This window comes from Mycolicibacterium rutilum, from assembly GCF_900108565.1.
GTDB classification, from domain to species: domain Bacteria; phylum Actinomycetota; class Actinomycetes; order Mycobacteriales; family Mycobacteriaceae; genus Mycobacterium; species Mycobacterium rutilum.
On sequence record NZ_LT629971.1, the window covers coordinates 5,131,274 to 5,156,608 of the forward strand.

A 25,335-nucleotide genomic window follows, 5' to 3' on the forward strand; every position below is an offset into this window, starting at 1 on the left:
TCTGACCTGCGCGTTCAGGACAGCGCCTGCTCGACGTCGGCGACCAGGTCGTCGGTGTCCTCGATGCCCAGCGAGATCCGCGCGAAACCGTCACCGACCGCGTCGCCCCAGCGGGCCCGCCGGTCCACCGAGGTGTGGATGCCGCCGAAGCTGGTCGAGGCCACCAGCAGCGCGCTGCGCCGCACCAGCGCGTCGACCGCGGCCGCGTCGGCCAACTCGACCGCGATCAACCCGCCGAACCGCTTCATCTGCGCGCGTGCCACAGCGTGGGCCGGGTCGTCGGGCAGCCCGGGATAGCGCACCGAGCGCACCGCCGGGTGTGTGTGCAACATCACCGCCAGCGCGGCGGCGTTCTGGCACTGCCGCTCGAACCGCAGACCGGCCGTGCCCAGGCTGCGCAGCACCAGCCACGCCTCGAACGCACCGAGCACCGCACCCGCCAGCAGCCGCTCGCGGGTCAGGGCCGTCATCAGATCGGTGCGACTGCTCGCGACGTAGCCGGCGACGAGGTCGCTGTGGCCCGACAGCGACTTGGTGGCGCTGGCCACCACCACGTCGGCGCCCAGCGACAGCGGTTGCTGACCGAGCGGGGTCGCGGTGGTGTTGTCGACGACCAGGGTCGCGCCGCGGCGCCGGCACTGCATGGCTAGCCGGTACAGGTCGACGACGTCGAGGCCCGGGTTGGCCGGGCTCTCGGCGAGGATCACGTCGGCGTCGGCCGACGCCTCACACATCTGCGCGCTGGTCGCTTCGATGACCGTGACGCCCTGGGCGGCAAGGTATTCCGATGCGTACTGGCGGACCTGGTAGTAGCCGTCGGCCGGGACGACGAGGGTGCTGCCCGGCTTGGCCAGCACCCGCAGCACCGCGGTGATGGCGGCCATCCCGGACGCGAACGCCAGCGCGGCGGTCGCGCCCTCGAGTTCGGCCAGCGCCGACTCCAGTTGCCGCCAGGTCGGGTTCGAGCTGCGCCCGTAGGTGTCCAGCTCGGCGGACTCGTCCTGCGACAGGTGGAAGGTCGCGGCCGAGACCGGCTGCGGGGCCACCGGCGCACCCGGGACATGTTCGGAGGCAACGGCTTTGACGCTGCGAGTGGAGTCGCCGTACTGACCGTCCATCGGTCACTCCGGCTTGGTGCTGCGCCCGAGGAGCAGGGCGACGGCCTCGTGCACCGACAGACCCTTGTGACACACCCGCACGACCGCGTCGGTCAGCGGCATCTCGACGTCGTAACTGGCGGCCAGCGCCAGCACCGACTGACACGACGCCACCCCCTCAGCGACGTGGCCACCGGTCGCCTGCAGCGCGGATTCCATCGTCCCGCCGCGGCCGAGGCGCTCACCGAAGGCCCGGTTGCGCGAATGCGGCGAAGTGCAGGTGGCGACGAGGTCACCGACACCGGCCAGCCCCGCCAGGGTCGCGGGCTTGGCGCCCAACGCGATTCCCAGCCGCATGATCTCGGCCAGCCCGCGGGTGATGATCGCGGCCGCGGTGTTCTCCCCCAGACCGACGCCCGCCGCCATCCCGCAGGCCAGCGCGATCACGTTCTTGCAGGCCCCACCCACCTCCGCGCCGATCACGTCGGCGTTGGTGTACGGGCGCAGATAGCCGGTCGACAACGCACGCTGCAGCGCCACCGCTCGACCCGAGTCGCTGCATGCTACGACGGTCGCTGCGGGTTGCTCGTCGGCGACCTCGCTGGCCAGGTTGGGCCCGGTGACCACGGCCACCCGCGACGGGTCGGCGCCGGTGACTTGCACGATCACCTGGCTCATCCGCATCAGCGTGTCGAGTTCGATGCCCTTCGCGAGGCTGACCAGCGTGACGTCGTCACCGATCAGTCCCTTCCACTGTCCGAGGTTGGTGCGCAGCGTCTGCGCAGGAACCGCGAGTAGCACCGTGCACGCGCCGTCCAGCGCCTCGGCGGGATCACCGGTCGCGCGGATGGTCTTGGGAAGCTCGATGTCCTCGAGATATCCGGCATTGCGGTGGGTGTCGTTGATCTCCTCGGCCAACTCCGGGCGCCGTGTCCACAACCGGACGTCGTTGCCGGCGTCGGCGAGCACTTTGGCGAGCGAGGTTCCCCACGCTCCAGCGCCCATCACCGCTGCCTCGACCACGCCATCAGACTATCGCGGGCCGTCGGCTGGCAGGATGACGCACATGAGCGGGTCACCCGAAGCCGACATCGGATTGGTGATCGCCGTCAAGCGCCTCGCGGACGCCAAGACGAGGCTGGCGCCGGCGTTCTCCGCCGCCCGCCGTGAACGACTCGTGCTGGCGATGCTCCTCGACACGATCAGCGCCGCGATCGCCGTCCCGGCGGTCCGCTCGATCACCGTCGTCACCCCCGATGATGCCGCCGCCGAGGCGGTGCGCCGGCTGGGCGCCCAAGTGTTCACCGACCCGACACCTGCCGGACACGGCGACCCGTTGAACAACGCAATCCTTGCCGCAGAACGGGAGATCCGTCGCCGGACCCCCAATATCGTTGTGCTGCAGGGTGATTTGCCCGCACTGCGAACCGACGAGCTGAGCGCAGCCATCGCCGACGCCCGCTCGCATCCGCGCAGCTTCGTCGGTGACCGGCACGGCACCGGCACGTCGGCGTTGTTCGGTTTAGGGGTGGAACTTCACCCGCTGTTCGGCGCGGATTCCGCCGCGCGTCACCGGTCTTCCGGCGCCGTCGAACTCACCGGCGCATGGCCCGGACTGCGCTGCGACATCGACACTCCCGAGGACCTGTTGGCGGCGCGCGCACTGGGCGTCGGCGCGGCGACCACCGCCGCCGCCGACGCTGTGACCTGAGGTCGCCGACCAACGCTGGCACGAGTGCCGGTGTTTAGGGAATCATCTGAGGCATGACCGAAGCCGAGACGCAGACCCGCGACAGCGGCACCCAGCCGAACTCCAGGGGCGCGGAGGACTCCGGCGATTCGGCACCCGGCGCACCGCCCGCGGCGACCTCCCCCGCGATCGACAACGCCTTGCCCGAGGACCGCTACCTCAACCGCGAACTGAGTTGGCTCGACTTCAACTCCCGCGTGCTGGCGCTCGCCGCCGACCCGTCGCTGCCGCTGCTGGAACGCGCGAAGTTCCTCGCGATCTTCGCCTCCAACCTCGACGAGTTCTACATGGTTCGCGTGGCCGGCCTCAAGCGGCGCGACGAGATGGGGTTGTCGGTGCGTTCCGCCGACGGGCTGTCGCCGCGCGAGCAGTTGCGCCGCATCAACGAACGCACCCAACACCTCGCCAACCGCCACGCGCACGTGTTCCTCGACTCGGTGCGCCCGGCGCTGGTCGACGAGGGCATCGTGATCGTGACGTGGGCCGAACTCGACGAGCCGGAGCGCAACCGGTTGTCGACGTACTTCCACGAACAGGTGTTCCCGGTACTGACACCGCTGGCGGTCGACCCGGCCCACCCGTTCCCGTTCGTCAGCGGCCTGAGCCTCAACCTGGCCATCACCGTCAAACAACCCGAGGACGGCGGCGCCCACTTCGCCCGAATCAAGGTGCCCGACAACGTCGAGCGGTTCGTCGAACTCGCGCCGCGGCCCGATGACGCACAGATCGTGCGGTTCCTGCCGATGGAGGAGCTGATCGCGGCGTTTCTGCACGTGTTGTTCCCCGGACTCGAGATCGTCGAACATCACGCGTTCCGGATCACCCGCAACGCGGATTTCGAGGTCGAAGAGGACCGCGACGAGGACCTGCTGCAGGCGCTGGAACGCGAACTGGCGCGGCGCCGGTTCGGGTCGCCGGTGCGCCTCGAGGTGTCCGACGACATGACCGAGAGCATGCTCGAACTGCTGCTGCGCGAACTCGACGTCGCCCCCGGCGATGTCATCGAGGTGCCCGGCCTGTTGGACCTGTCCTCGCTGTGGCAGGTCTACGACCTGGATCGGCCTGCGCTCAAGGACCGTCCGTTCGTGCCGGCGACACCGCCGGCGTTCGGCGAGCGCGAAACACCCAAGAGCATCTTCTCCACGCTGCGCGACGGTGACGTGCTCGTGCACCACCCCTACGATTCGTTCTCCACCACGGTGCAGCGGTTCATCGAACAGGCCGCCGCCGATCCGAACGTGCTGGCGATCAAGCAGACGCTGTACCGCACTTCCGGCGACTCGCCAATCGTCAACGCGCTCATCGACGCTGCGGCCGCCGGTAAGCAGGTCGTCGCGCTGGTGGAGATCAAGGCGCGGTTCGACGAGCAGGCCAACATCAAATGGGCCCGCGCGCTCGAACGTGCGGGGGTGCACGTGGTGTACGGGTTGATCGGGCTCAAGACGCACTGCAAGACCTGCCTGGTGGTGCGCCGGGAGGGCTCGCTGATCCGCCGCTACTGCCACATCGGCACCGGCAACTACAACCCGAAAACCGCACGGTTGTACGAAGACATCGGGCTGCTGACCGCCGCGCCCGACATCGGCGCCGACCTCACCGACCTGTTCAACTCGCTGACCGGGTACTCCCGCAAGGACTCCTACCGCAACCTGCTGGTCGCGCCGCAGGGTGTGCGGCGCGGCATCATCGAACGCATCGAACGCGAGATCGCCGCCACGCGCGACGGTGCGGACGGCCGAATCCGGGTCAAGGCCAACGCGTTGGTCGACGAGCAGGTGATCGACGCGCTGTATCGCGCGTCGCAGGCCGGCGTTCGGGTCGAGGTGGTCGTGCGGGGTATCTGCGCATTACGGCCGCAGGCCGCCGGCTACTCCGACAACATCGTGGTGCGTTCGATTCTCGGCCGGTTCCTCGAACACTCGCGGATCATTCACTTCCGCGCCATCGACGAGTTCTGGATCGGCAGCGCCGACATGATGCACCGTAATCTCGACCGCCGGGTGGAAGTCATGGCCGAGGTGAAAGATCCGCGGTTGAAGCCGCAGCTCGACGAGATCTTCGAATCGGCGATGGATCCCGCGACCCGATGCTGGGAATTGGGTATGGACGGAAAGTGGACGGCATCGCCGAAGGAGGGGCAGACCGTTCGCGACCACCAGGTGTCGATGATGGAACGCCACCGGCAGCCGTGAGGAGTTGAGGTGTCGAAGGACACATCGAACGGCAGTCCTGCGCCGATCCTCGCCGCGGGCGCCGTGCTGTGGCGGCCCAACCATGACCTGAATGTGCCGGAAGTAGCGGTCATTCACCGCCCCCGTTACGACGACTGGTCACTGCCCAAGGGGAAAGTGGATCCCGGCGAGACCGAACCCGTGGCCGCGGTGCGCGAGGTGTGCGAGGAGACCGGGTACGCCGCGCGCCTGGGCCGGCGCCTCACCTCTGTGAGCTATCCCGTCGAGCAGGGCGTCAAGAAGGTGCGCTACTGGGCGGCCCGCCAGCTGCACGGCGAGTTCAGCCCCAACGACGAGGTCGACGAGCTCAAGTGGTTGCCGGTCGCCGAGGCGGCCAAACAGGTCGACTATCCGCACGACCGAAAGGTTCTGCGCCACTTCGTGAAGTATCCGGTCGACACCAAGACGGTGCTGATCGTGCGGCACGGCACGGCGGGCAGCAAGTCCCGCTACAAGGGCGACGACCGTAAGCGGCCGCTGGACAAGAAGGGCCGCGCGCAGGCCGAGGCGCTCGTCGGGGTGCTGCTGGCGTTCGGCGCCGACACGCTTTTCGCCGCCGACCGGGTCCGCTGCACAACGACGCTGGCGCCGTTGGCAGATGAATTGAACACGACGATCGCCGCCGACGAGCTGCTGACCGAGGAGGCCTACGCCGAACATCGCAAGGCGGCGCGGCAACGGTTCCTGGAGATCGCTGACTCGCCGGGCACACCCGTGATCTGCACGCAGGGCAAGGTGATTCCGGATCTCATCGGATGGTGGTGCGACCGCGACGGCGTCCGGCCCGACAAGTCACGCAACCGCAAGGGCAGCACGTGGGTGCTGTCGTTGCACGACGGGAAATTGGTGGCCGCCGATCACATGGGCAGTCCGCTGGCGGTGATGGTCTGACGCCGCCGCGAATGAATCCAAACTGCGGGGGCGAATCAGTCGCCCGGTAGCGGCTTTTGGCTGACCGAGCCCCGAATGCACAAACACGCCGTGGGTCTGGTGACCCACGGCGTGTTCGAGTGGAACTTACTTGCGGCCGCGCTTGGCGGGCGCCTTCTTGGCTGCGCTCTTCTTGGCCGGCGCCTTCTTGGCGGCGGTCTTCTTCGCGGCAGTCTTCTTGGCCGGCGCCTTCTTGGCGGCGGTCTTCTTGGCTGCGCTCTTCTTGGCCGGCGCCTTCTTGGCGGCGGTCTTCTTCGCGGCAGTCTTCTTGGCCGGCGCCTTCTTGGCGGCGGTCTTCTTGGCTGCGGCCTTCTTCGCCGGCGCCTTCTTGGCGGCGGTCTTCTTGGCCGCGGACTTCTTCGCCGGCGCCTTCTTGGCCGCCTTACGAGCGGTGCCCGCCGTGACGCCTCGCTTCACTGCTGGTCCTTCCGCCGGGAGGCGCTGCGCCCCAGAGACAACCGCTTTGAACTGTGCGCCGGGACGGAACGCCGGCACGGACGTGGGCTTCACCCGAACGGTCTCGCCGGTGCGCGGGTTACGCGCGACACGGGCGGCGCGACGGCGCTGTTCGAAGACGCCGAAGCCGGTGATGGTGACGCTGTCACCCTTGTGAACCGCACGCACGATGGTGTCAACGATGTTCTCCACCGCAGCGGTTGCCGACCGACGATCCGAGCCCAACTTCTCCGTGAGTACGTCGATGAGCTCTGCTTTGTTCATGCATAACCTCCGGAAACCAGTGGTCCACTTTGGACCGACTAGAGGACACGGTAAACCCATTCCCCATTGATTTCCAAGAGCCACGCGCAGTTTCAAGCGCAGCTAGCGAACTTTCTTGCCCCCCTTGACCTCCTGAGGGCACCCCCGAAAACGGGGTTCCGAGACGGCGATTTCGGCCCGCCGGCGGCCGAAATCAGGCCGGGAGCGTCCGCGGTTTCCAGTCCGGCCTGGCCGCTTCGTAGGCCGCGATTTCATCGCATTTCCGCAGCGTAAGACCTATATCGTCGAGTCCCTCGAGCAGCCGCCAGGCGGTGTAGTCGTCAATCCTGAACGGCACCATCACCGTTCCAGCAGAGACCGTTCGATCTTGAAGATTCACAGTGATTTCCAGGCCGGGCTGCTGCTCGATGAGCTTCCATAAAATTTCTACATCATCTTGCGCGATTTCGGCCGCCAGAAGGCCCGCCTTGCCCGCATTGCCGCGGAAGATGTCGGCGAACCGCGACGAGATCACGACCCGGAATCCGAAATCCATGAGCGCCCAGACGGCGTGCTCGCGTGAGGAACCGGTGCCGAAATCTGGCCCGGCGACCAACACCGAACCCCTGTCGAACGGGGGCAGGTTCAACACGAACGACGGGTCGTTGCGCCAGGCGGCGAACAGACCGTCCTCGAAACCCGTTCGGGTGACGCGCTTCAGGTAGACCGCCGGGATGATCTGGTCGGTGTCGACATTGGACCGGCGCAGCGGGACACCGATGCCGGTGTGGGTGCGGAAGGGTTCCATGAGCTTTCTCCTCAGGCGGTCAGGTCGGCGGGCGAGGACAGCGTGCCGCGAACGGCGGTGGCGGCGGCGACGGCCGGCGACACCAGATGCGTACGGCCGCCCTTGCCTTGCCTGCCCTCGAAATTGCGGTTGGACGTCGACGCGCAACGCTGCCCGGGCGACAGCTGATCTGGATTCATCCCAAGGCACATCGAGCATCCGGCCTGCCGCCATTCGGCGCCTGCCGCCGTGAAGATCTCACCGAGGCCCTCGGATTCGGCCTGGGCTCGGACCCGCATGGATCCCGGCACGATCAGCATCCGGACGCCGTCGGCGACCTTGCGCCCCTGCAGCACGTCGGCCACGACGCGCAGATCCTCGATTCGGCCGTTGGTGCACGAACCGACGAACACGGTGTCGACGGTGATGTCCCGCATCGCCGTACCCGGACGAAGGTCCATGTATGCCAGGGCCTTTTCGGCGGCCTGGCGCTCTCCGTCGTCGAACATCAATTCGGGGTCGGGCACCGAATCCGCCAGCGGCACGCCCTGACCGGGGTTGGTGCCCCACGTCACGAACGGGCTGAGGGAGGCGGCGTCGAGGTAGACCTCGGTGTCGAATTCGGCTCCCTCATCGGTGCGCAACCGCCGCCAGGCGGCGACGGCCTCGTCCCACTGCGCGCCCTGCGGGGCATGCGGACGGCCGCGCAGAAACTCGAACGTGGTGTCGTCGGGCGCGACCATCCCGGCACGCGCCCCCGCCTCGATGCTCATGTTGCAGATCGTCATCCGGCCTTCCATCGACAGGGATTCGATGGCGCTACCCCGGTATTCGATGACGTGGCCCTGTCCCCCGCCGGTACCGATCTTCGCGATCACCGCGAGGATGATGTCCTTGGCGCTGACCCCGGGCGGCAATTCACCGTCGACGTTGACCGCCATCGTCTTGAACGGGCGCAACGACAACGTCTGCGTCGCGAGCACATGCTCGACCTCCGAGGTGCCGATCCCCATCGCCAGCGCACCGAACGCGCCGTGGGTCGAGGTGTGGCTGTCACCGCACACGACCGTCATACCGGGCTGGGTCAGTCCGAGTTGCGGACCGATGATGTGCACGATGCCTTGTTCGGCATCGCCCATCGGATGCAGCCGGATGCCGAACTCCTCACAGTTGCGTCGCAGGGTTTCGACCTGAGTGCGCGACACCGGATCGGCGATCGGCTTGTCGATGTCGATCGTCGGCACGTTGTGGTCCTCGGTGGCGATCGTCAGATCCGGCCGCCGCACCGGACGCCCGGCCAACCGCAGTCCGTCGAACGCCTGCGGACTGGTCACCTCGTGCACGAGATGCAGATCGATGTAGATCAAGTCGGGCTCGCGGGCCGACCCCTCGCCGGCACCCGGGACGACGACATGGTCGGCCCACACCTTCTCGGCCATGGTGCGCGGCTTGTTGTCGCGGACTGCGCTGGACACATCGCTGGACATTCGCACTATCTCACAATCTGGGACGCTAGTATCTCCTTATGAGACAGGATAGCGGCATCGGCGTTCTGGACAAAGCCGTGGGCGTGCTGCACGCGGTCGCCGACTCTCCCTGCGGGCTGGCCGAACTGTGCGAGCGCACCGGGCTGGCGCGCGCGACCGCGCACCGGCTGGCGGCGGGGCTGGAAGTCCACCGCCTGCTCACCCGAAACGGCGACGGCCGCTGGCGGCTGGGGCCGGCGGTGACCGAACTCGCCGGCCACGTCAACGATCCGTTGGTGGCCGCGGGTGCGGTGGTACTGCCCCGGCTGCGGGAGCTCACCGGTGAGAGCGTGCAGCTCTACCGCCGGGAAGGGACGTCGCGGGTCTGCGTCGCGGCGCTGGAACCACCGGCCGGGCTGCGCGATACCGTGCCCGTCGGCACGCGGCTGCCGATGACGGCCGGGTCGGGCGCCAAAGTCCTGCTGGCATATGCGGACCCGGCCACCCAGGAGGCGGTGCTGCCGACGGCCAAGTTCACCGACCGCACACTGGCAGAGGTCCGCAAACGCGGCTGGGCGCAGAGCGCCGCCGAACGCGAACCGGGTGTGGCCAGCGTCTCGGCGCCGGTGCGCGACGGCCGCGGGACCGTGATCGCCGCGGTGTCGGTGTCGGGCCCGATCGACCGGATGGGCCGACGGCCGGGCGCGCGGTGGGCGGCCGACCTGCTGGCCGCGGCGGAGGCGCTGACCCGGCGGTTGTAGAAACGACTCGAGACTGCGCGATCTGTGCGCAGTCTCGTGGCGACCGGTGGTACCCCCGATGGGATTCGAACCCACGCTACCGCCGTGAGAGGGCGGCGTCCTAGGCCGCTAGACGACGGGGGCTAGAACTGTTTTCCGGATGGCCAGCATATCTCAGGGAGATTTGTCGGCCTAATCGCGGTGGTTGGCTGGGGTACCAGGACTCGAACCTAGAATGGCTGAACCAGAATCAGCTGTGTTGCCAATTACACCATACCCCATTGGCGACCCGTAACCGCTGGTCACGGACCTTTTTCGGCCTTCTCACCCGGCGAGTGGATCCCGTCGCGTGTTGTGTGGGCCGACGTGCAGACTACCAAAGATTCGCGGGCCGATTTTCACGCCTCCGTCGCCGCGGCGGCGTGCTCGCGGCCGGCCCGCAGTCGGGCCAGGCTCCGCTCCCGCCCCAGCAGGTCGAGCGATTCGAACAGCGGCGGGCTGACCGAGGCGCCGGTGGCGGCGACGCGGATCGGGCCGAACGCCTTGCGCGGCTTGAGCCCCAGGTTCTCCAGCAGCGCGTCCTTGAGCGCCGCTTCGATCGCCGGGGTGGTCCACTCGCCGACGTGGTCCAGCGCGGCCAGCGCGGCGTCGAGCACCTCGACGGCCCCGGCCTTCAACTCCTTGGCCGCCGACTTCTCGTCGAGGGTGAACTCGTCGTCGTTGAGGAACTTCAACAGATCCCACGCGTCGCCGAGCACCACGATGCGGGTCTGCACCAGCGCGGCCGCCTCGGCGAACCGCGCGTCGTCGAGGCCGGTGTCGTGGCCGTGGGCCGCGAAATACGCCGCCAGCCGGGCGGTGAAGTCCTGCTCGCCGAGCATCCGGATGTGTTCGGCGTTGAGCGCGTCGGCCTTCTTCTGGTCGAAGCGCGCCGGGTTGGAGTTGACGTCGGCGACGTCGAACGCGGCCACCATCTCCTCGAGGCTGAACACGTCGCGGTCCTCGGCGATGCCCCACCCCAGCAGGGCCAGGTAATTCAGCAGCCCCTCGGGGATGAACCCGCGGTCGCGGTGCAAGAACAGGTTCGACTGCGGATCACGCTTGGAAAGCTTCTTGTTGCCGTCGCCGAGAACACTTGGCAGATGCGCGAATTCGGGAATGCGTTCGGCGACGCCGATCCGGATCAGCGCCTCGTACAGTGCGATCTGGCGGGTGGTCGACGGCAACAGGTCCTCGCCGCGCAGCACGTGGGTGATCTTCATCAGCGCGTCGTCGACCGGATTGACCAACGTGTACAGCGGTTCCCCGGTGCCGCGGGTCAGCGCGAAATCAGGGACGGTGCCCGCCGGGAACGTCGTCTCGCCGCGGACCAAATCACGCCACCCGATGTCCTTGTCCGGCATCCGCAACCGGACCACCGCGCCGCGCCCCTCGGCTCGAAACGCCGCGCGCTGCTCGTCGGTCAGGTCCCGGTCGAAGTTGTCGTAACCCAGTTTCGGGTTGCGTCCGGCCGCCAGGTGCCGAGCCTCGACTTCCTCGGCCGTCGAGAACGATTCGTAGGCCTCCCCCGCCTCGAGGAGGCGGTCGATCACGTCGCGGTACAGGTCGAGCCGCTCGGACTGCCGGTAGGGCCCGTAGGGGCCGCCGACCTCGGGGCCCTCATCCCAGTCCAGGCCGAGCCAGCGCAACGCGTCGAGCAGCGCGAGGTAACTCTCCTCGGAATCGCGCGCGGAGTCGGTGTCTTCGATGCGGAACACGAACGCCCCGCCGGTGTGCCGCGCGTAGGCCCAGTTGAACAGCGCGGTGCGGATGAGGCCGACGTGCGGCGTGCCCGTCGGCGACGGGCAGAACCGCACCCGGACGGTGTCACTCATGACTTCCCCTTGCGGACAACGGGATTCGACAGGGTTCCGATGCCCTCGACGGTGATGCTGACGGTGTCGGAGTCTTCGATCGGGCCGACACCCGCCGGGGTGCCGGTCAGGATCAGGTCACCGGGCAGCAGCGTCATCACCCGCGAGATCCATTCGACGATGGCGCCCACGTCGTGAATCATGTTCGATGTCCGGCTGTCCTGTTTGACCGCGCCGTTGACCTCGGTGCGGATCGCGAGGTCCGCCGGGTCGAGGTCGGTGACGATCCACGGCCCGATGGGGCAGAACGTGTCATGGCCCTTGGCGCGGGTCCACTGACCGTCCTTCTGCTGCTGATCGCGCGCGGACACGTCGTTGCCGATCGTGTAGCCGAGGATGTTCTCGGCCGCCCGCGCGGCGGGCACGTCCTTGCACGGACGCCCGATCACCACGGCCAGTTCCCCCTCGAAGTGAACGGGATTGGCGTCGGCGGGCAGCTGGATCGGCACGTAGGGCCCGATGATCGCGGTGTTGGGTTTCATGAAGATGACCGGGTCGTCGAATGTGCCGCCGCCCATCTCCTCGATGTGTGCGGCGTAGTTCTTGCCGACGCAGACCACCTTGCTGGCCAGGATCGGCGCCAGCAGCCGGACGTCGGCCAGCGGCCACTGTCGCCCGGTGAACTGCGGGGTGCCGAACGGATGTTCGGCGATCTCGCGGGCGACTGCCTGGGTGGGATCGTCGGGCGGGCCCTCGATGCTGACGAAGGCGACCCCGTCGGGACTGGCGATTCGGCCAAGGCGCATGCGGTCAGCCTAATCGCCGCGGTCGTCCGCGGCTGCGACCGCTCCCCTCGAGGCTTCGTCTCACTATATGAAACCGAAGTTTCGGACTATGAGACGCCTGTGCCACGATGGTGCGATGACCGTCGAATCCATCGGCACCGTGCGGCGATGGTCGATGCTGGGCATCGCGTTGGCGGCCACCACGAGCGCCAACGTGTTCATCAACGGCGCGGCCTTCCTCATTCCCACACTGCACACCGAACGCGGCCTCGACCTGGCCGCGGCCGGTCTGCTGTCCGCCATGCCCAGCTTCGGTCTGGTTCTCACGCTGATCGCGTGGGGTTACGTGGTGGACCGGGTTGGTGAACGATTCGTGCTGACCGTGGGTTCGGCGCTGATCGCCGCCGCGGCGTTCGCGGCCGCGGCGGCGGACTCGCTGTTCGCGGTCGGTGCGTTCCTGCTGCTCGGCGGGATGGCTGCGGCGAGCAGCAACTCGGCCAGCGGTCGACTCGTCGTCGGCTGGTTTCCGCCGCACCAGCGCGGCCTGGTGATGGGCATCCGGCAGACGGCCACCCCGCTCGGAGTCGGGTTGGGCGCCTTGGTGATTCCGCGGCTGGCCGAGAGCCACGGCGTGTCGGCGGCGCTGCTGTTCCCCGCGGTGGTGTGCGCGGTCTCGGCGGTCGTGTGCCTGATCGCGGTGGTCGACCCGCCCCGGCCGCCGCGCTCGGAGGCGCCCGTCGAGCATCTGGCCAACCCCTATCGCGGTTCGGCGCTGCTGCTGCGCATCCACGCGGTCTCGGTGCTGCTGGTCGTTCCGCAGGCAGTCGTGTGGACCTTCACGTTGGTGTGGTTGATGACCGACCACGGCTGGTCGGCGGCGTCGGCCGGCGCGGTGGTGACGGTGGCGCAGGTGTTCGGGACCGCCGGCCGGATCGCGGCCGGCTATTGGTCGGACCGGCTCGGCGAGCGGTTGAAACCGATCCGCTGGATCGCCGCCGCGGCTGCGGTGTCAATGGCGCTGCTCGCGCTCTCCGACTGGGTGGGTTCACCGGTCAGTGTCGCGCTGGTGGTGATCGCCTCGGTGATCACGGTGTCCGACAACGGGTTGGCGTTCACCGCGATCGCCGAGATCGCCGGGCCGTTCTGGAGCGGGCGCGCGCTGGGCACACAGAACACCAGCCAGCATCTTGCCTCGGCCGCGGCGGCCCCGCTGTTCGGGGCGCTGATCGGCGTGGCGGGCTATCCGGCGGCGTTCGCGGCGAGCGCGGTGCTACCGCTGCTGGCGGTTCCGCTGGTGCCGGCGAACTCCCCGACTCAGAGGTAGCCCGCGATCCGTTCGCCGACCTGCGTCGTAGACAGCTTCTCGTCGCCGCGGGTCGCCAGGTGCTGCTCGACGGCCTTGTCCACGCGGGCGGCCGCGTCGGCCTCGCCGACGTGGGCCAGCAGCAGCGCGACGGACATGATCGCCGCGGTCGGGTCCGCGATCCCCTGGCCAGCGATGTCGGGCGCACTGCCGTGCACGGGCTCGAACATCGACGGGTTAATCCGGGTGGCGTCGATGTTGCCGCTGGCCGCCAGGCCGATACCACCGCAGACGGCGGCCGCCAGGTCGGTGATGATGTCGCCGAAGAGGTTGTCGGTGACGATGACATCGAACCGGCCGGGATCGGTGACCATGTGGATGGTCGCCGCGTCGATGTGCTGGTAGGCGACCTCGACGTCGGGGAACTCCGCGCCGACTTCGGCGACCACGCGCGACCACAGGCCGCCCGCGAACGCCAGGACGTTGGTCTTGTGCACCAGCGTCAGGTGTTTGCGCCGGCCCTGCGCCCTGGCGAACGCATCGCGCACCACCCGCTCGACTCCGTAGGCGGTGTTGACACTGACCTCGGTCGCCACCTCGTGGGCGGTGCCGGCGCGCAGCACACCGCCGTTGCCGGTGTACGGACCCTCCGTGCCCTCCCGGACGACGACGAAGTCGATGTCGGACACCGCTGAAAGCGGGCTGCTCACACCGGGATACAGCCGGCCCGGCCGCAGGTTGACGTGGTGGTCCAGCGCGAACCGCAGTTTGAGCAGCAGGCCCCGCTCCAGCACGCCGCTGGGCACCGAGGGGTCGCCGATCGCGCCGAGCAGGATCGCGTCGTGGCCGCGCAGCTCTTCGATGGTCGCTTCGGTGAGGAGCTCACCGGTGGCGTGGTAACGCCGTGCGCCGAGGTCGTATTCGGTCTTGTCGACGCCGGGCAGCACCGCGTCGAGCACCGTGACGGCCTCCCCGATCACCTCGGGTCCGATGCCGTCACCGGCAATGATCGCCAGTTTCACGTCAGGTCCACCACTTCGAGCAGTTTGGCGCCGACCTCCTCGGAGATCGTGGTGCGCACCTCGGCGGGCACCTCGCGGTCGATGCGCAGCAGGATCGTCGCGCCCGGGCCCTCGGCGTCCTCGCTCAACTGCGCGGCGTGGATGTTGATGCCCGCCGACCCCAGGATGGTGCCGATCTTGCCGAGCGTGCCGGGCTGATCGACGTAGTTGACGATGAGGTAGACGCCCTCGGCGCGCAGATCGAAGTTGCGGCCGTTGATCTGGACGATCTTCTCCACCAGCTGCGGTCCGGTGAGCGTGCCCGCGACGTTGGCGGTGGTGCCGTCGCCGTAGACCGCGCGCACGTCGACCACGCTGCGGTGGTTCGGGCTCTCCGAGGCGGTGCTGATGTCGGCCTCGACGCCGCGCTCGGCGGCCAGCGACGGCGCGTTGACGAACGTCACCGGATCCTCGATGACGGCGGAGAACAGTCCGCGCAGCGCCGAAAGTCGAAGCACCTCAACTTCTTCGGAGGCGAGCTCGCCGCGCACCTGCACCGACAGCGAGACCGGCAGCTCGCTGCACAGCACCCCGACGAGCAGGCCCAGTTTGCGGACCAGGTCCAGCCACGGCGCGACCATCTCGCCGACGACACCGCCGCCGACGTTGACCGCGTCCGGCACGAACTCACCGGCCAGCGCGAGCTTCACGCTCGCCGCGACGTCGGTGCCCGCGCGGTCCTGCGCCTCGCCGGTGGACGCCCCCAGGTGCGGCGTCACGACCACCTGCGGCAGGTCGAACAACGGGCTCTCGGTGGTCGGCTCCTTGGCGAACACGTCGAGCCCGGCTCCGCGCACATGCCCGGACCGCACGGCGTCGGCGAGCGCGTCCTCGTCGATCAGCCCGCCGCGCGCGGCGTTGACGATGATCACCCCCGGCTTGGTCTTGGCGAGCGCCTCTTTGCCGATCAGTCCCGCGGTTTCGGGCGTCTTGGGCAGGTGCACCGAGATGAAGTCGGCGCGCCCGAGCAGCTCGTCGAGCGTCAGCAGCTCGATGCCCAGTTGGGCGGCGCGGGCAGCCGAGACGTACGGGTCGTAGGCGACGATGTGGGTGCCGAACGCGGCCAGCCGCTGCGCCACCAACTGCCCGATGCGGCCCAGGCCCACCACACCGACGGTCTTGCCGAAGATCTCGGTGCCCGAGAACGACGAGCGCTTCCAGGTCCTGGCGCGCAGCGACGCGTCGGCAGCCGGGATCTCGCGGGCCGCCGCCAACAGCAGCGCCAGGGCGTGTTCGGCGGCGCTGTGGATGTTGGAGGTGGGCGCGTTGACCACCAGCACGCCGCGGGCGGTGGCGGCCTCGACGTCGACGTTGTCCAGGCCGACGCCGGCGCGGGCGACGATCTTCAGTTTGGGGGCGGCGGCCAGCACCTCGGCGTCGACGGTGGTTGCCGAACGCACCAGCAGCGCGTCGGCCTCGGGCACCGCGGCCAGCAGCTTTTCGCGGTCCGGGCCGTCGACCCAGCGGACCTCCACCTGGTCGCCGAGGGCGGCGACCGTCGACTCGGCCAGTTTGTCGGCGATCAATACAACGGGCAGACTCACGCGGTCAGCCTAATGGGCTTGAATGGTCCGGTGGCCAGTGGGAGAACCGCCAACGCGGATGTCACCGTCGTCGGCAGTGGACCCAACGGTCTGGCCGCTGCCGTCGTCTGCGCGCGAGCCGGGCTGTCGGTGCAGGTGTTCGAGGCCCAGCCGACGCTCGGTGGCGGCGCCCGCACGCTGCCCGACCCCGAGTTCCCCGGCGTCTCGCACGACATCTGTTCGGCGGTGCACCCGCTGGCGCTGGCCTCGCCGTTCCTTGCGGAGTTCGACCTGCCGGCGCGCGGGGTGCGCCTGGAGACGCCCGAGGTGTCCTACGCCAATCCGCTGCCGGGGGCGCGCGCGGCGATCGGCTACCGCGATCTCGACCGGACCGCAGCCGAACTCGACGACGGCCGGTCGTGGCGGCGGCTGCTGGGACCGCTGGTGCGCGACGACGCCGCGGTCGTCGACCTGCTGCTCGGCGACAAGCGCTCGATCCCGGCCAACCTGATCGCCGCCGTGCGGATCGGGCTGCGGCTGCTCGAGCAGGGCACCCCGGCGTGGCGCACCCTGTCCGGCACCGATGCCCGCGCACTGTTCAGCGGCGTTGCCGCGCATGCGATTTCGCCTATGCCGTCGCTGGTGTCCTCGGGCGCGGGGCTGATGCTCGCCACGCTGGCGCACACCGTCGGCTGGCCCATTCCGGTCGGCGGCAGCCAAGCCATCGCCGACGCGTTGGCCGCCGACCTCGTCGCGCACGGCGGCATCATCGTCGCGGGACAGGAAGTGACCGAACCGCCCGCCGGGGTCACGCTCTACGACACCGCCCCGACCGCGCTGCTGAACATCTACGGCGACCGCGTGCCGCCGCGGTACGCAAAGGCGTTGCGCCGCTACCGATTCGGCCCCGGGGTGGCGAAGGTGGACTTCGTTCTGAGCGGCGACATCCCGTGGTCGGACGAGCGGCTGGCGAACGCCCCGACGCTGCACATGGGCGGCACCCGCGAGCAGATGGCCGACGCCGAACGGGAGATCGCGGCGGGCCGGCACCCGGAGTGGCCGATGGTGCTCGCCGCCGTGCCGCATCTGGCCGACGCGAGTCGCATCGACGCCGACGGCAGGCGCCCGCTGTGGACCTACGCGCATGTGCCGTCGGGATCCACGGTGGACCAGGCCGACCGGGTGATGCGCATCTTCGAACGTTTCGCGCCCGGATTCCGTGACGTCGTCGTGGCCGTCCGGTCCGTGCCCGCCGCGCGGCTGGCCGAGCACAACGCCAACCTCGTCGGCGGCGACATCGGCGTCGGCGGCACCACCCTGCTGCACGCCCTGGCCGGACCCACGCCGCGGATCAATCCGTGGAGCACGCCGATCCCGCGGGCCTATCTGTGCTCGTCGGCGACGCCACCCGGCAGTGGCGTGCACGGGATGGCCGGCTACTTCGCCGCGCGCACGGTGCTGCGCCGCGAGTTCGGCATCAAGAGGATGCCCTCGCTGACGCCCTGACCCTATCGATGCAGATTCGATGCATAACTGCGCGAGTTCCGGGTACCCGGGTTGAGCGCAGCCAGACGGGGTACTTGCCTCGCATCGAGTGAAGGGGTCGCTGCTTGAGCGGTTTGAGCGGTTTGAACGGACACACCAGCGCCCCGGTGCTGGCAATAGCGCACCCATCCACTCCGGAGCTTCTGGTCTCTGGTTTCCCGGAGTGGCGCGCCGCGCTGCGCGACTCCGTGCTGACCGCCCTCGCCGACTTCGTCCGCACCCGGTGCGCCGACGACCTCGCCGGCGCGGGCGTCGACGCCGCCGCCGATGTGCTGACCTCGTTCGTCGACGGCGGCAAGTGTGTGCGGTCGACCTTCATGTACCTGGGCTGGCTGTGCGGCGCCGCCGACGACGTCTGCGCGCTGCGGGCGGCCGCCAGTTTCGAACTGCTGCACACCTTCGCGCTGCTGCAGGACGACGTGATGGACGGCGCCACCCTGCGCAGAGGCCGCCCCGCGGCACACGTGCGGTTTGCCGACTGGCATCGCGAGCGGGCGCTGTCGGGTTCGGCCGACCGTTTCGGCGAAGCCGCGGCCGTGCTGCTCGGGGACCTGTGCCTGGTGTGGGCGGAGCGGATGATGCGCGAAAGCGGGGTGCCCGCCGCGGCGTTGGGGCGCGCGTGGCCGCAGTACGACGCGATGCGCACCGAACTCGCCGTCGGGCAGTTCGCAGATCTCGTCAACGACGCCGCCGGTTTCCCGGAGCTGGACCAGGTCCTCGATGTGCTGCGCCGCAAGTCGGGCAACTACACCGTGCGCAGGCCGCTGGAGATCGGCGCAGCGATGGCCGGGTGCACCCCTCCGGTGCTCGAACAGCTCGGCGGCTACGGCGAAGCGGTCGGTGAGGCCTTCCAGTTGCGCGACGACGTGCTGGGCATCTTCGGATCCCCGGAGATCACCGGCAAGCCGGCCGGGAGCGACCTCTCCGAGCACAAGGCGACAAGCGTGGTGGTGGCCGCCTACCGGCTCGCCGACACCCCGACCCGGCGCCGGCTCACCCAACTGATGAGCTCCCCCGACCTCGACGACGCCGACCTCCGGCAGTGGCGCGCGCTCATCGTGACCACCGGCGCGGTGGAATGGGTTGAACAGCTTATCGATTCGCGTCTGGCCCACGCCCTGGACCTGGTCGACGGCGGGCATTTCGACGCGACGCTGCGCTCCGCACTGGCCGACATGGCTGCCGCCTGCACCGAGCGGGCCGCGTGATGCGCACCGTCGAGGGGCGCACCGAACGAGTGGTCGTGGTCGGCGCCGGGCTGTCCGGACTGGCCGCCGCGCTGCACCTGGCCGGGCGCGGACGCACCGTCACCGTCGTCGAACGCGGTCAGCATCCCGGCGGGCGGGTGGGGCGCGCCGACATCAACGGCTACCGTCTCGACACCGGCCCGACCGTGCTGACGATGCCCGACATCATCGACGACGCGTTCGCCGCCGTCGGCGGAACCCTCGGCGACCGACTCGACCTCATCAAGGTCGACCCCGCCTACCGCGCGTCGTTCGCCGACGGCAGTGCGCTGCACGTGCACAGCGACGCCGACGCCATGGCCGCCGAGATCGAGCGGTTCGCCGGACCCGACCAGGCCGACGGCTACCGGCGGCTGCGGGCCTGGCTGACCAAGCTGTATCAGGTCGAGTTCGACGGGTTCATCGCGGCGAACTTCGACTCGCCGCTGTCGCTGGTGACCCCGCAGCTGGCGCGGTTGGCCGCGATCGGCGGATTCCGCCGGTGGAACAAGATGGTGCACCGCTACATCACCGACGAGCGCCTCGCGCGGGTGTTCACCTTCCAGGCGCTCTACGCCGGCGTCCCGCCGCACCGCGCGCTGGCGGTGTACGCCGTCATCGCCTATATGGACACCATCGCCGGGGTGTACTTCCCGCGCGGCGGCATGCGGGCACTGCCCGACGCACTGGCCGCGGCGGCCTCCGATGCGGGTGTCGAATTCCGTTACGGCTCAGCGGTATCGGCGCTCGAGCGGGCGGGCGATCGGGTCACCGCCGTCTGCACCGACGGTGGCGACCGCATCCCCGCCGACACCGTCGTGCTGACCACCGAACTGCCCGACACGTACCGGCTGCTCGGCCGCACGCCGCGACGGGCGCTGCGGCTGCGGCCGGCGCCGTCGGCCGTCGTCGCCCACGTCGGCTGCCGCGCCCCGGCCGTCGACACCGACCACCACAACATCATCTTCGGCAAACAGTGGGAGCAGACGTTCACCGACATCATCGACGACGGCCGCGTCATGGCCGACCCGTCGCTGCTGGTGACGCGGCCCACCGCAGGCGACCCGTCGCTGGCACCGCCGGGCCGCGACCTGCTCTACGTGCTCGCGCCCGCCCCGAATCTCGATGTCGGACAGGTCGACTGGGCTGTAACCCGCGATAGCTACGTCGCGCAGATGATGGACAACGTCACCACGCGGTTGCCTCAGCTCGGCGCCGACGCCGAGGTGCTGCATGTCGTCGACCCCGCGGACTGGGCACGCCAGGGCATGGCCGCGGGCACGCCGTTCGCGTTGGCGCACACCTTCAGTCAGACCGGCCCCTTCCGCCCGGCCAACACCGTGCGCGGCATCGCCAATGTCGTGCTGGCGGGTTCGTCGACCGTCCCCGGCGTCGGCGTGCCCACCGCTCTGCTCTCCGGGCGGCTGGCCGCCGACCGAATCACCGGCCTGCCAACCCGGCAGACCCGTACCCAGGTGGTGTCCCCATGATCGGATCCGAACTCGACGCCGCAGGCGTACACGACCCGGCGCTGCGCGACGCCTACCGGCGGTGCCGCACGATCAACGCCGAACATGGCCGGACGTTCTTCCTGGCCACCAGACTTCTTGCCCCCGAACAGCGTCCGGCGGTGCACGCCCTGTACGGGTTCGCCCGCCGCGCCGACGACATCCTCGACGACTTCGACCCCGTCGTCAGCATGTCCGAACGCGCCGAGCAGCTGCAGCGGCTGGCCACCCAGCTGTTCAACCGCCTGGCCCAGGGCAGTTGCGACGACGGTGATCCGGCCCTGGCCGCCGTCGTGCACTGCGCGCGCCGCTACGGCATCCCATGGGAGCTGTTCGACGACTTCCTCGGTTCGATGCGGATGGACCTGACCGTCACCGACTATCCGGACCGCAGCGCACTGGACCGCTACATGTACGGCTCGGCCGAGGTGATCGGGCTGCAGCTGCTGCCGGTGCTCGGGACCGTCGGACCGCGCGAGGAGGCCGCGCCCTACGCCGCCGCGCTCGGAAAGGCGTTCCAGCTGACCAACTTCCTGCGCGACATCGACGAGGACCTCGAACGGGGCCGGGTCTATCTGCCCGCCGACGAGCTCGCCGTCCACGGCGTCGACCGTGACGTGCTGATGTGGTGCCACGAGAACCGCCGCACCGACGCCAAGGTGCGCCGTGCGCTCGTCGAACAGCACGCGATCACACGACGCGTGTATGACTATGCGCAGCACGGTATCTCGAAGCTCAGCCCACGCTCGCGGCCGTGTGTGTCGGTGGCGATGACCCTGTACTCGGAGATCTTGGACCGCATCGAGCAGATCGACTTCGCCGTCTTCACCGAACGCGCGACCGTCGGCACCGGCCGCCGGCTCCGCGTCGGCGGCGCCGGCCTGCTCAAGGCGTGGGGCGCCCGGCGCCGGAATCACGGGGCGTGACGATGGACCAGTGGCAGTACCTGCTCGTACTGGCCGCCTGTCTCGCGCTGACGGCGCCACTGGAACTTCTCGGACCCGGGGTCTACCGGCAGGCGGGCCGCGCCGCACGCGCGATCCTTCCGGTGGCGGCGGTGTTCGTGGTGTGGGACGCGATCGCGATCGTCGCCGACGTCTGGACCTACAACCCGCGCTACGTCACCGGCGCCGACATCCTGGGCGTGATGCCGATCGAGGAACTGCTGTTCTTCCTCGTGATCCCGCTGTGCGCGCTGCTGACCTACAACGCCGTCAGCACCATCCTGGGCCGGCTGAAGCGGGCGAAGGACCGCTCGGAGCAGACCACGTGAGCGGCTTGGGATACGCGCTCCCGGCCGTGCTGGCGGTGATCGCGGTATGTGTCTGGGAGTTGGGCTTTCTGCGCACCGGCCTGTTCCGCAAGACCGCGTACTGGATGTCGATCGCGATCGTGCTGGGCTTCCAGATCCCCGTAGACGGGTGGTTGACCAAGCTCAGCTCACCCATCGTGATCTACGACGAACAGCACACCACCGGTGTGCGATTCCCCTTCGACATCCCCGTCGAGGATTTTCTGTTCGGCTGGGCGTTGGTGACAGCGGTCCTGCTGCTGTGGGAGCGGCAGCGCGTCGTGAGGAAGGAAAAATCGTGACGGTCAACGCGAGCGGCGACCCGGCCGATGTGCCCGCCGCCTTCGACGAGGGCGCGCACGCCTACGACACGCTGGTCAACGCCAACCCCGGCTATCACGACCATCTGAGGATCTCCGCGCAGCGGATGCGGCTGCCCGACGAGGGGCGCGGGCTGCGGCTGCTCGATGCCGGCTGCGGCACCGGCGCCTCCACGGCCGCGCTGCTCGCCGCGGCGCCGCAGGCCGAGATCATCGGCGTCGACGGTTCGGCTGGCATGCTCGCCGAGGCCAGGGCCAAACAATGGCCGACGTCGGTTCGGTTCGTGCACAGCCGGATCGAAGACCTCGCCGATGCCGGCGTCTCCGGCCCGTTCGACGGTATCTTCGCCGCTTACCTGATGCGCAACCTGCCCGATGCCGATGCTCAACTGCGCGAGTTCCGTTCACTGCTGCGGCCCGGCGCGACGCTGGCCGTGCACGAGTACTCGGTGCGGGACTCGCGGCTGGCCACGGCGGTGTGGAACGCGGTCTGCTACGCGATCATCATCCCGAGCGGGCGGATCCGCAGCGGCGATGCGTCGCTGTACCGGTATCTGCGGCGCAGCGTCAACCGGTTCGACGGCGCCGCCGGATTCCGGGACCGGTTGCAGCGCACCGGGTTCACTGCGGTGCGTAGTGAAACCATGCCGGGCTGGCAGCGCAACATCGTGCACACCTTCCTGGCCGAGGCGCCGCGATGACCGATCGGCGTCGCGTCGTTCACGCCGCGCCGCCGGGCCTGCCCGACGCCGGTGCGCTGCGTGACCGGCCCCGCGTGGTGGTGGTCGGCGCCGGGATCGCCGGTCTGGCGGCGGCGACCGGGCTGGCCGAACGCGGGGTGGCCGTGGACGTGCTCGAGCGCGAGGGTTACCTCGGCGGGCGGGTCGGGGGGTGGACCGAACAGCTCGAGGACGGCACCGCGGTGGCGATGAACCGCGGCTTCCACGCGTTCTTCCGGCAGTACTACAACCTGCGAAAACTGTTGCGCCGCATCGATCCCGGGCTCGGAATGCTGACGCCGGTGCCGGACTACCCGCTGGTCGACGGGCAGGGCAGACGCGACACGTTCCGCGGGCTGCCGCAGACACCGCCGCTGAACGCACTGGCGTTCGCGCTGCGCAGCCCCACCTTCCGGCTGCGCGACCTGGCGCAGCTCAACGCCCGCGCGGCGGCGCCGCTGGCCGCGGTGCGCGTGCCGGGCATCTACACCGAGCTCGACGATGTCGACGCCGACACGTTCCTGCGCGACATCAACTTCCCGCCCGCGGCGCGGCATCTGGCTTTCGAGGTGTTCTCGCGCAGCTTCTTCTCCGAGCCGGCCGACCTGTCGGCAGCCGAGCTCGCGACGATGTTCCACATATACTTCCTGGGTTCGAGCGAGGGCCTGGTGTTCGACGTGGCGAACGCGAATTTCGAGGCCGCGCTGTGGGGGCCGCTGCGGGACTATCTCCATTCGCGGGCAGTGCGCGTGCACACCGGCGTCTCGGTCACCGACGTAAAGGGTGGATCGCGATTCGTCGTCGGGACGGACACGGGCGACGACGTCACCGCCGACGGCGTGGTGCTGGCCACCGATGTGGCCGGCCTGCAACGCATCGTCGCCGCGTCGCCGGATCTCGGCGACCCGTCGTGGCGGTCGCGGATCGCCGCGCTGCGCACCGCGGCGCCGTTCGTCGTGCAGCGGCTGTGGCTCGACCGCCCCGTGAACCCGGACCGCGCCGCGTTTCTCGGGACGGGCGGGCGGCCTCCGCTGGACAATGTCAGCGTGCTCGACAGATACGAACGCGAGGCGGTCACTTGGGCGCGGCGCACCGGCGGTTCGGTGGTCGAATTGCATTCGTATGCGGTCACCGACGGCGTCGCCGATGTGACCAGCCGCCTGCTGCCGCGCCTGCACGAGCTCTACCCGGAGACCAAGAACGCCAACATCGTCGGCGAGCGGGTGCTGTGCCGCAACGACTGTCCGCGGTTCGCGCCCGGCGACTTCGCCACGCGCCCACCGGTGGCCACCCCGACTCCGGGCGTCGCGCTCGCCGGCGACGGTGTCCGCATCGACCTGCCGGTCGCGCTGATGGAACGCGCCGCCACCACCGGGTGGGCGTCGGCCAACCTGCTGCTCAGCCGCTTCGGCATCACCGGACACGACCTGTACACCGTGCCCACCCAGGGTCGCTTCGCACCGCTGCGGCGACTGGCCGAAAGGCAGCACCGATGAAGAAGTTGAAGGAACTGACCGCTCGGTTCGCGAAAACCTCGCCGTTCGAGGTGCTTCCGCGCACCTCGTGGTCTGGTCAGGTGCCCACCTACGCCGATGCCGAACCCGCGCTGATCAACTCGGCGCTGCGCCGTTCCGCGGGGAGGCCGAGCGGGAACTGGTACGTGTTCGCGGCCAGCGACGACATCGGCAAGAAACCGGTCGCCGCGACAGTGGGCGGTGTCGAGCTGGTCGCGTGGCGCACCGCCGACGGCACCCTGGTCGTCGGACCGGCAGCCTGCCCGCATCTCGGCGCCGACCTGTCCACCGGGTCGGTCGAGTGCGGGGTGTTGATCTGCCCGTGGCACGGCCTGCGCTTCGACGGCGGACGCACCTGGGGCTGGCGCGCCTACCCCGCCCACGACGACGGTGTGCTCGCCTGGGTGCGGCTGGACCGGCTGGGCGGCGAAACCCCTACGGATGAACCGATAGTGCCGAAGCGGCCGGACGGTGTGCGGCTGTCGGCGGTGACCCGGCTGGACGGCACGTGCGAGCCGGCCGACGTGATCGCCAACCGGCTCGACCCGTGGCACGGCGCCTGGTTTCACCCGTACTCGTTCGCCCGCCTCGAGGTGCTGTCGGCACCGCCCGCCGACGACGAGCTCGCCGAGGACGCAGACCGCTTCCTCGTCGCCGTCACCTTCCACATCGGGCGTCTCGGCGTCCCGGTGATCGCCGAGTTCACCGCGCCGGAACCGCGCACCATCGTGATGCGCATCGTCGACGGCGAAGGCGCGGGCAGCGTGGTCGAAACCCACGCCACTCCCCTGGGTCCCGGTCCCGACGGGCTACCGCGCACCGCGGTGATCGAAGCGGTCATCGCGCATTCGGACCGGCCCGGGTTCGTGCACGCGCTGCGCGGCGCTGCGGTGATCACACCGATGATGCGCAGTGCGGCGACCCGGCTGTGGCGCGACGATCTCGCCTACGCCGAACGGCTCTACCGCATGCGCGCCCGGGCGTAAC

At 69.5% G+C, this 25,335-nt stretch carries 23 protein-coding genes and 2 tRNA genes; 14 read left to right on the forward strand and 11 right to left on the reverse strand.

What is annotated here, in order from left to right; genetic code table 11:
* Positions 1 to 14: 14 nt before the first annotated feature.
* Both BLW81_RS24995 and BLW81_RS25000 read right to left on the reverse strand, forming a co-directional pair.
* Positions 15 to 1,118, reverse strand: coding sequence for a cystathionine gamma-lyase (locus tag BLW81_RS24995; protein ID WP_083409520.1), 1,104 nt, complete (start codon positions 1,116 to 1,118; stop codon positions 15 to 17).
* Between the two features lie 3 nt (positions 1,119 to 1,121).
* Entirely contained in the window at positions 1,122 to 2,120 is a 999-nt protein-coding gene (locus BLW81_RS25000; RefSeq protein WP_157897831.1) for an NAD(P)H-dependent glycerol-3-phosphate dehydrogenase, read from the reverse strand.
* A gap of 43 nt (positions 2,121 to 2,163) precedes the next feature.
* On the opposite strand from BLW81_RS25000, the gene cofC reads away from it, so the two are divergent.
* From cofC to mutT1, 3 genes are read left to right on the forward strand one after another with little or no spacing between them, the layout of a single operon-like run.
* Entirely contained in the window at positions 2,164 to 2,808 is a 645-nt protein-coding gene (gene cofC / locus BLW81_RS25005) for a 2-phospho-L-lactate guanylyltransferase (protein WP_083409521.1), read from the forward strand.
* 53 nt (positions 2,809 to 2,861) lie between these two features.
* Entirely contained in the window at positions 2,862 to 5,039 is a 2,178-nt protein-coding gene (locus BLW81_RS25010; RefSeq protein ID WP_083409522.1) for an RNA degradosome polyphosphate kinase, read from the forward strand.
* 9 nt (positions 5,040 to 5,048) lie between these two features.
* Entirely contained in the window at positions 5,049 to 5,969 is a 921-nt protein-coding gene (gene mutT1, locus BLW81_RS25015) for an 8-oxo-(d)GTP phosphatase MutT1 (protein ID WP_083409523.1), read from the forward strand.
* A gap of 126 nt (positions 5,970 to 6,095) precedes the next feature.
* Here the strand turns inward: mutT1 and BLW81_RS25020 are convergent, their stop codons facing one another.
* From BLW81_RS25020 to leuC, 3 genes are all read right to left on the reverse strand, one after another.
* Positions 6,096 to 6,728: an HU family DNA-binding protein gene (locus BLW81_RS25020; RefSeq protein ID WP_083409524.1), complete on the reverse strand. Its 633-nt coding sequence runs from the start codon at positions 6,726 to 6,728 to the stop codon at positions 6,096 to 6,098.
* Positions 6,729 to 6,921: 193 nt separating this feature from the next.
* Positions 6,922 to 7,515, reverse strand: a complete 594-nt coding sequence (gene leuD, locus BLW81_RS25025; RefSeq protein WP_083409525.1) for a 3-isopropylmalate dehydratase small subunit — start codon at positions 7,513 to 7,515, stop codon at positions 6,922 to 6,924.
* Positions 7,516 to 7,526: 11 nt separating this feature from the next.
* Positions 7,527 to 8,981, reverse strand: a complete 1,455-nt coding sequence (gene leuC, locus BLW81_RS25030; RefSeq protein WP_083409526.1) for a 3-isopropylmalate dehydratase large subunit — start codon at positions 8,979 to 8,981, stop codon at positions 7,527 to 7,529.
* Between the two features lie 38 nt (positions 8,982 to 9,019).
* Here leuC and BLW81_RS25035 point away from each other — a divergent pair, with 38 nt between their 5' ends.
* The gene (locus tag BLW81_RS25035) at positions 9,020 to 9,721 is read left to right on the forward strand and encodes an IclR family transcriptional regulator (protein WP_083409527.1); all 702 of its coding nucleotides are present in this window, start codon (positions 9,020 to 9,022) and stop codon (positions 9,719 to 9,721) included.
* Positions 9,722 to 9,768: 47 nt separating this feature from the next.
* Here BLW81_RS25035 and BLW81_RS25040 read toward each other — a convergent pair.
* The 4 genes from BLW81_RS25040 to BLW81_RS25055 form a co-directional block, all read right to left on the reverse strand.
* Positions 9,769 to 9,844: transfer RNA gene (locus BLW81_RS25040), tRNA-Glu, on the reverse strand.
* Positions 9,845 to 9,906: 62 nt separating this feature from the next.
* Positions 9,907 to 9,981, reverse strand: a tRNA-Gln gene (locus BLW81_RS25045).
* 117 nt (positions 9,982 to 10,098) lie between these two features.
* Positions 10,099 to 11,574: a glutamate--tRNA ligase gene (gene gltX, locus BLW81_RS25050; RefSeq protein WP_083409528.1), complete on the reverse strand. Its 1,476-nt coding sequence runs from the start codon at positions 11,572 to 11,574 to the stop codon at positions 10,099 to 10,101.
* The gene (locus tag BLW81_RS25055) at positions 11,571 to 12,359 is read right to left on the reverse strand and encodes a fumarylacetoacetate hydrolase family protein (protein ID WP_083409529.1); all 789 of its coding nucleotides are present in this window, start codon (positions 12,357 to 12,359) and stop codon (positions 11,571 to 11,573) included. The genes gltX and BLW81_RS25055 overlap by 4 nt, the downstream gene beginning before the upstream one ends.
* A 115-nt stretch (positions 12,360 to 12,474) precedes the next feature.
* Between BLW81_RS25055 and BLW81_RS25060 the strand changes: the two genes are divergently transcribed.
* Positions 12,475 to 13,662: an MFS transporter gene (locus BLW81_RS25060; protein WP_083409530.1), complete on the forward strand. Its 1,188-nt coding sequence runs from the start codon at positions 12,475 to 12,477 to the stop codon at positions 13,660 to 13,662.
* Here BLW81_RS25060 and BLW81_RS25065 read toward each other — a convergent pair.
* Positions 13,653 to 14,663 carry a 3-isopropylmalate dehydrogenase gene (locus BLW81_RS25065; protein WP_083409531.1) on the reverse strand — a complete coding sequence of 337 codons (1,011 nt, stop codon included), beginning with the start codon at positions 14,661 to 14,663 and terminating at the stop codon, positions 13,653 to 13,655. The genes BLW81_RS25060 and BLW81_RS25065 overlap by 10 nt on opposite strands.
* The gene (gene serA, locus BLW81_RS25070; protein WP_083409532.1) at positions 14,660 to 16,246 is read right to left on the reverse strand and encodes a phosphoglycerate dehydrogenase; all 1,587 of its coding nucleotides are present in this window, start codon (positions 16,244 to 16,246) and stop codon (positions 14,660 to 14,662) included. Before serA ends, BLW81_RS25065 begins: the two co-directional genes overlap by 4 nt.
* Before the next feature lie 30 nt (positions 16,247 to 16,276).
* Between serA and BLW81_RS25075 the strand changes: the two genes are divergently transcribed.
* The 9 genes from BLW81_RS25075 to BLW81_RS25115 all read left to right on the forward strand — a co-directional run bounded on the left by BLW81_RS25075 (position 16,277) and on the right by BLW81_RS25115 (position 25,334).
* A complete protein-coding gene (locus BLW81_RS25075; RefSeq protein ID WP_235632090.1) occupies positions 16,277 to 17,731 on the forward strand; it encodes a phytoene desaturase family protein in 1,455 nt (484 codons plus the stop codon).
* Positions 17,732 to 17,844: 113 nt separating this feature from the next.
* Entirely contained in the window at positions 17,845 to 18,978 is a 1,134-nt protein-coding gene (locus tag BLW81_RS25080; protein WP_083409534.1) for a polyprenyl synthetase family protein, read from the forward strand.
* Complete coding sequence (crtI, locus tag BLW81_RS25085; protein ID WP_083409535.1) at positions 18,978 to 20,486, forward strand: phytoene desaturase family protein; 1,509 nt, start codon at positions 18,978 to 18,980, stop codon at positions 20,484 to 20,486. Before BLW81_RS25080 ends, crtI begins: the two co-directional genes overlap by 1 nt.
* The gene (locus BLW81_RS25090) at positions 20,483 to 21,430 is read left to right on the forward strand and encodes a phytoene/squalene synthase family protein (RefSeq protein WP_083409536.1); all 948 of its coding nucleotides are present in this window, start codon (positions 20,483 to 20,485) and stop codon (positions 21,428 to 21,430) included. The genes crtI and BLW81_RS25090 overlap by 4 nt, the downstream gene beginning before the upstream one ends.
* Before the next feature lie 2 nt (positions 21,431 to 21,432).
* Entirely contained in the window at positions 21,433 to 21,777 is a 345-nt protein-coding gene (locus tag BLW81_RS25095) for a lycopene cyclase domain-containing protein (protein WP_083409537.1), read from the forward strand.
* The gene (locus tag BLW81_RS25100; protein ID WP_083409538.1) at positions 21,774 to 22,097 is read left to right on the forward strand and encodes a lycopene cyclase domain-containing protein; all 324 of its coding nucleotides are present in this window, start codon (positions 21,774 to 21,776) and stop codon (positions 22,095 to 22,097) included. Before BLW81_RS25095 ends, BLW81_RS25100 begins: the two co-directional genes overlap by 4 nt.
* Complete coding sequence (locus BLW81_RS25105) at positions 22,028 to 22,816, forward strand: class I SAM-dependent methyltransferase (RefSeq protein ID WP_407662358.1); 789 nt, start codon at positions 22,028 to 22,030, stop codon at positions 22,814 to 22,816. The genes BLW81_RS25100 and BLW81_RS25105 overlap by 70 nt, the downstream gene beginning before the upstream one ends.
* Positions 22,813 to 24,330, forward strand: a complete 1,518-nt coding sequence (locus BLW81_RS25110; RefSeq protein WP_083409540.1) for an FAD-dependent oxidoreductase — start codon at positions 22,813 to 22,815, stop codon at positions 24,328 to 24,330. Before BLW81_RS25105 ends, BLW81_RS25110 begins: the two co-directional genes overlap by 4 nt.
* Positions 24,327 to 25,334: a DUF5914 domain-containing Rieske (2Fe-2S) protein gene (locus BLW81_RS25115; RefSeq protein WP_083409541.1), complete on the forward strand. Its 1,008-nt coding sequence runs from the start codon at positions 24,327 to 24,329 to the stop codon at positions 25,332 to 25,334. Before BLW81_RS25110 ends, BLW81_RS25115 begins: the two co-directional genes overlap by 4 nt.
* The last annotated feature ends 1 nt before the right edge of the window (position 25,335 follow it).

Excerpts from the sequence above, each read along its gene's own strand:
- BLW81_RS25110 (WP_083409540.1), top strand. The coding sequence starts at position 22,813 with ATGACCGATCGGCGTCGCGTCGTTCACGCCGCGCCGCCGGGCCTGCCC.
- BLW81_RS25020 (WP_083409524.1), bottom strand. The coding sequence starts at position 6,728 with ATGAACAAAGCAGAGCTCATCGACGTACTCACGGAGAAGTTGGGCTCG.
- BLW81_RS24995 (WP_083409520.1), bottom strand. The coding sequence starts at position 1,118 with ATGGACGGTCAGTACGGCGACTCCACTCGCAGCGTCAAAGCCGTTGCC.
- BLW81_RS25095 (WP_083409537.1), top strand. The coding sequence starts at position 21,433 with ATGGACCAGTGGCAGTACCTGCTCGTACTGGCCGCCTGTCTCGCGCTG.
- cofC (WP_083409521.1), top strand. The coding sequence starts at position 2,164 with ATGAGCGGGTCACCCGAAGCCGACATCGGATTGGTGATCGCCGTCAAG.
- BLW81_RS25090 (WP_083409536.1), top strand. The coding sequence starts at position 20,483 with ATGATCGGATCCGAACTCGACGCCGCAGGCGTACACGACCCGGCGCTG.
- BLW81_RS25010 (WP_083409522.1), top strand. The coding sequence starts at position 2,862 with ATGACCGAAGCCGAGACGCAGACCCGCGACAGCGGCACCCAGCCGAAC.
- gltX (WP_083409528.1), bottom strand. The coding sequence starts at position 11,574 with ATGAGTGACACCGTCCGGGTGCGGTTCTGCCCGTCGCCGACGGGCACG.
- BLW81_RS25060 (WP_083409530.1), top strand. The coding sequence starts at position 12,475 with ATGACCGTCGAATCCATCGGCACCGTGCGGCGATGGTCGATGCTGGGC.
- BLW81_RS25115 (WP_083409541.1), top strand. The coding sequence starts at position 24,327 with ATGAAGAAGTTGAAGGAACTGACCGCTCGGTTCGCGAAAACCTCGCCG.
- BLW81_RS25035 (WP_083409527.1), top strand. The coding sequence starts at position 9,020 with ATGAGACAGGATAGCGGCATCGGCGTTCTGGACAAAGCCGTGGGCGTG.
- BLW81_RS25055 (WP_083409529.1), bottom strand. The coding sequence starts at position 12,359 with ATGCGCCTTGGCCGAATCGCCAGTCCCGACGGGGTCGCCTTCGTCAGC.
- leuC (WP_083409526.1), bottom strand. The coding sequence starts at position 8,981 with ATGTCCAGCGATGTGTCCAGCGCAGTCCGCGACAACAAGCCGCGCACC.
- crtI (WP_083409535.1), top strand. The coding sequence starts at position 18,978 with ATGCGCACCGTCGAGGGGCGCACCGAACGAGTGGTCGTGGTCGGCGCC.
- leuD (WP_083409525.1), bottom strand. The coding sequence starts at position 7,515 with ATGGAACCCTTCCGCACCCACACCGGCATCGGTGTCCCGCTGCGCCGG.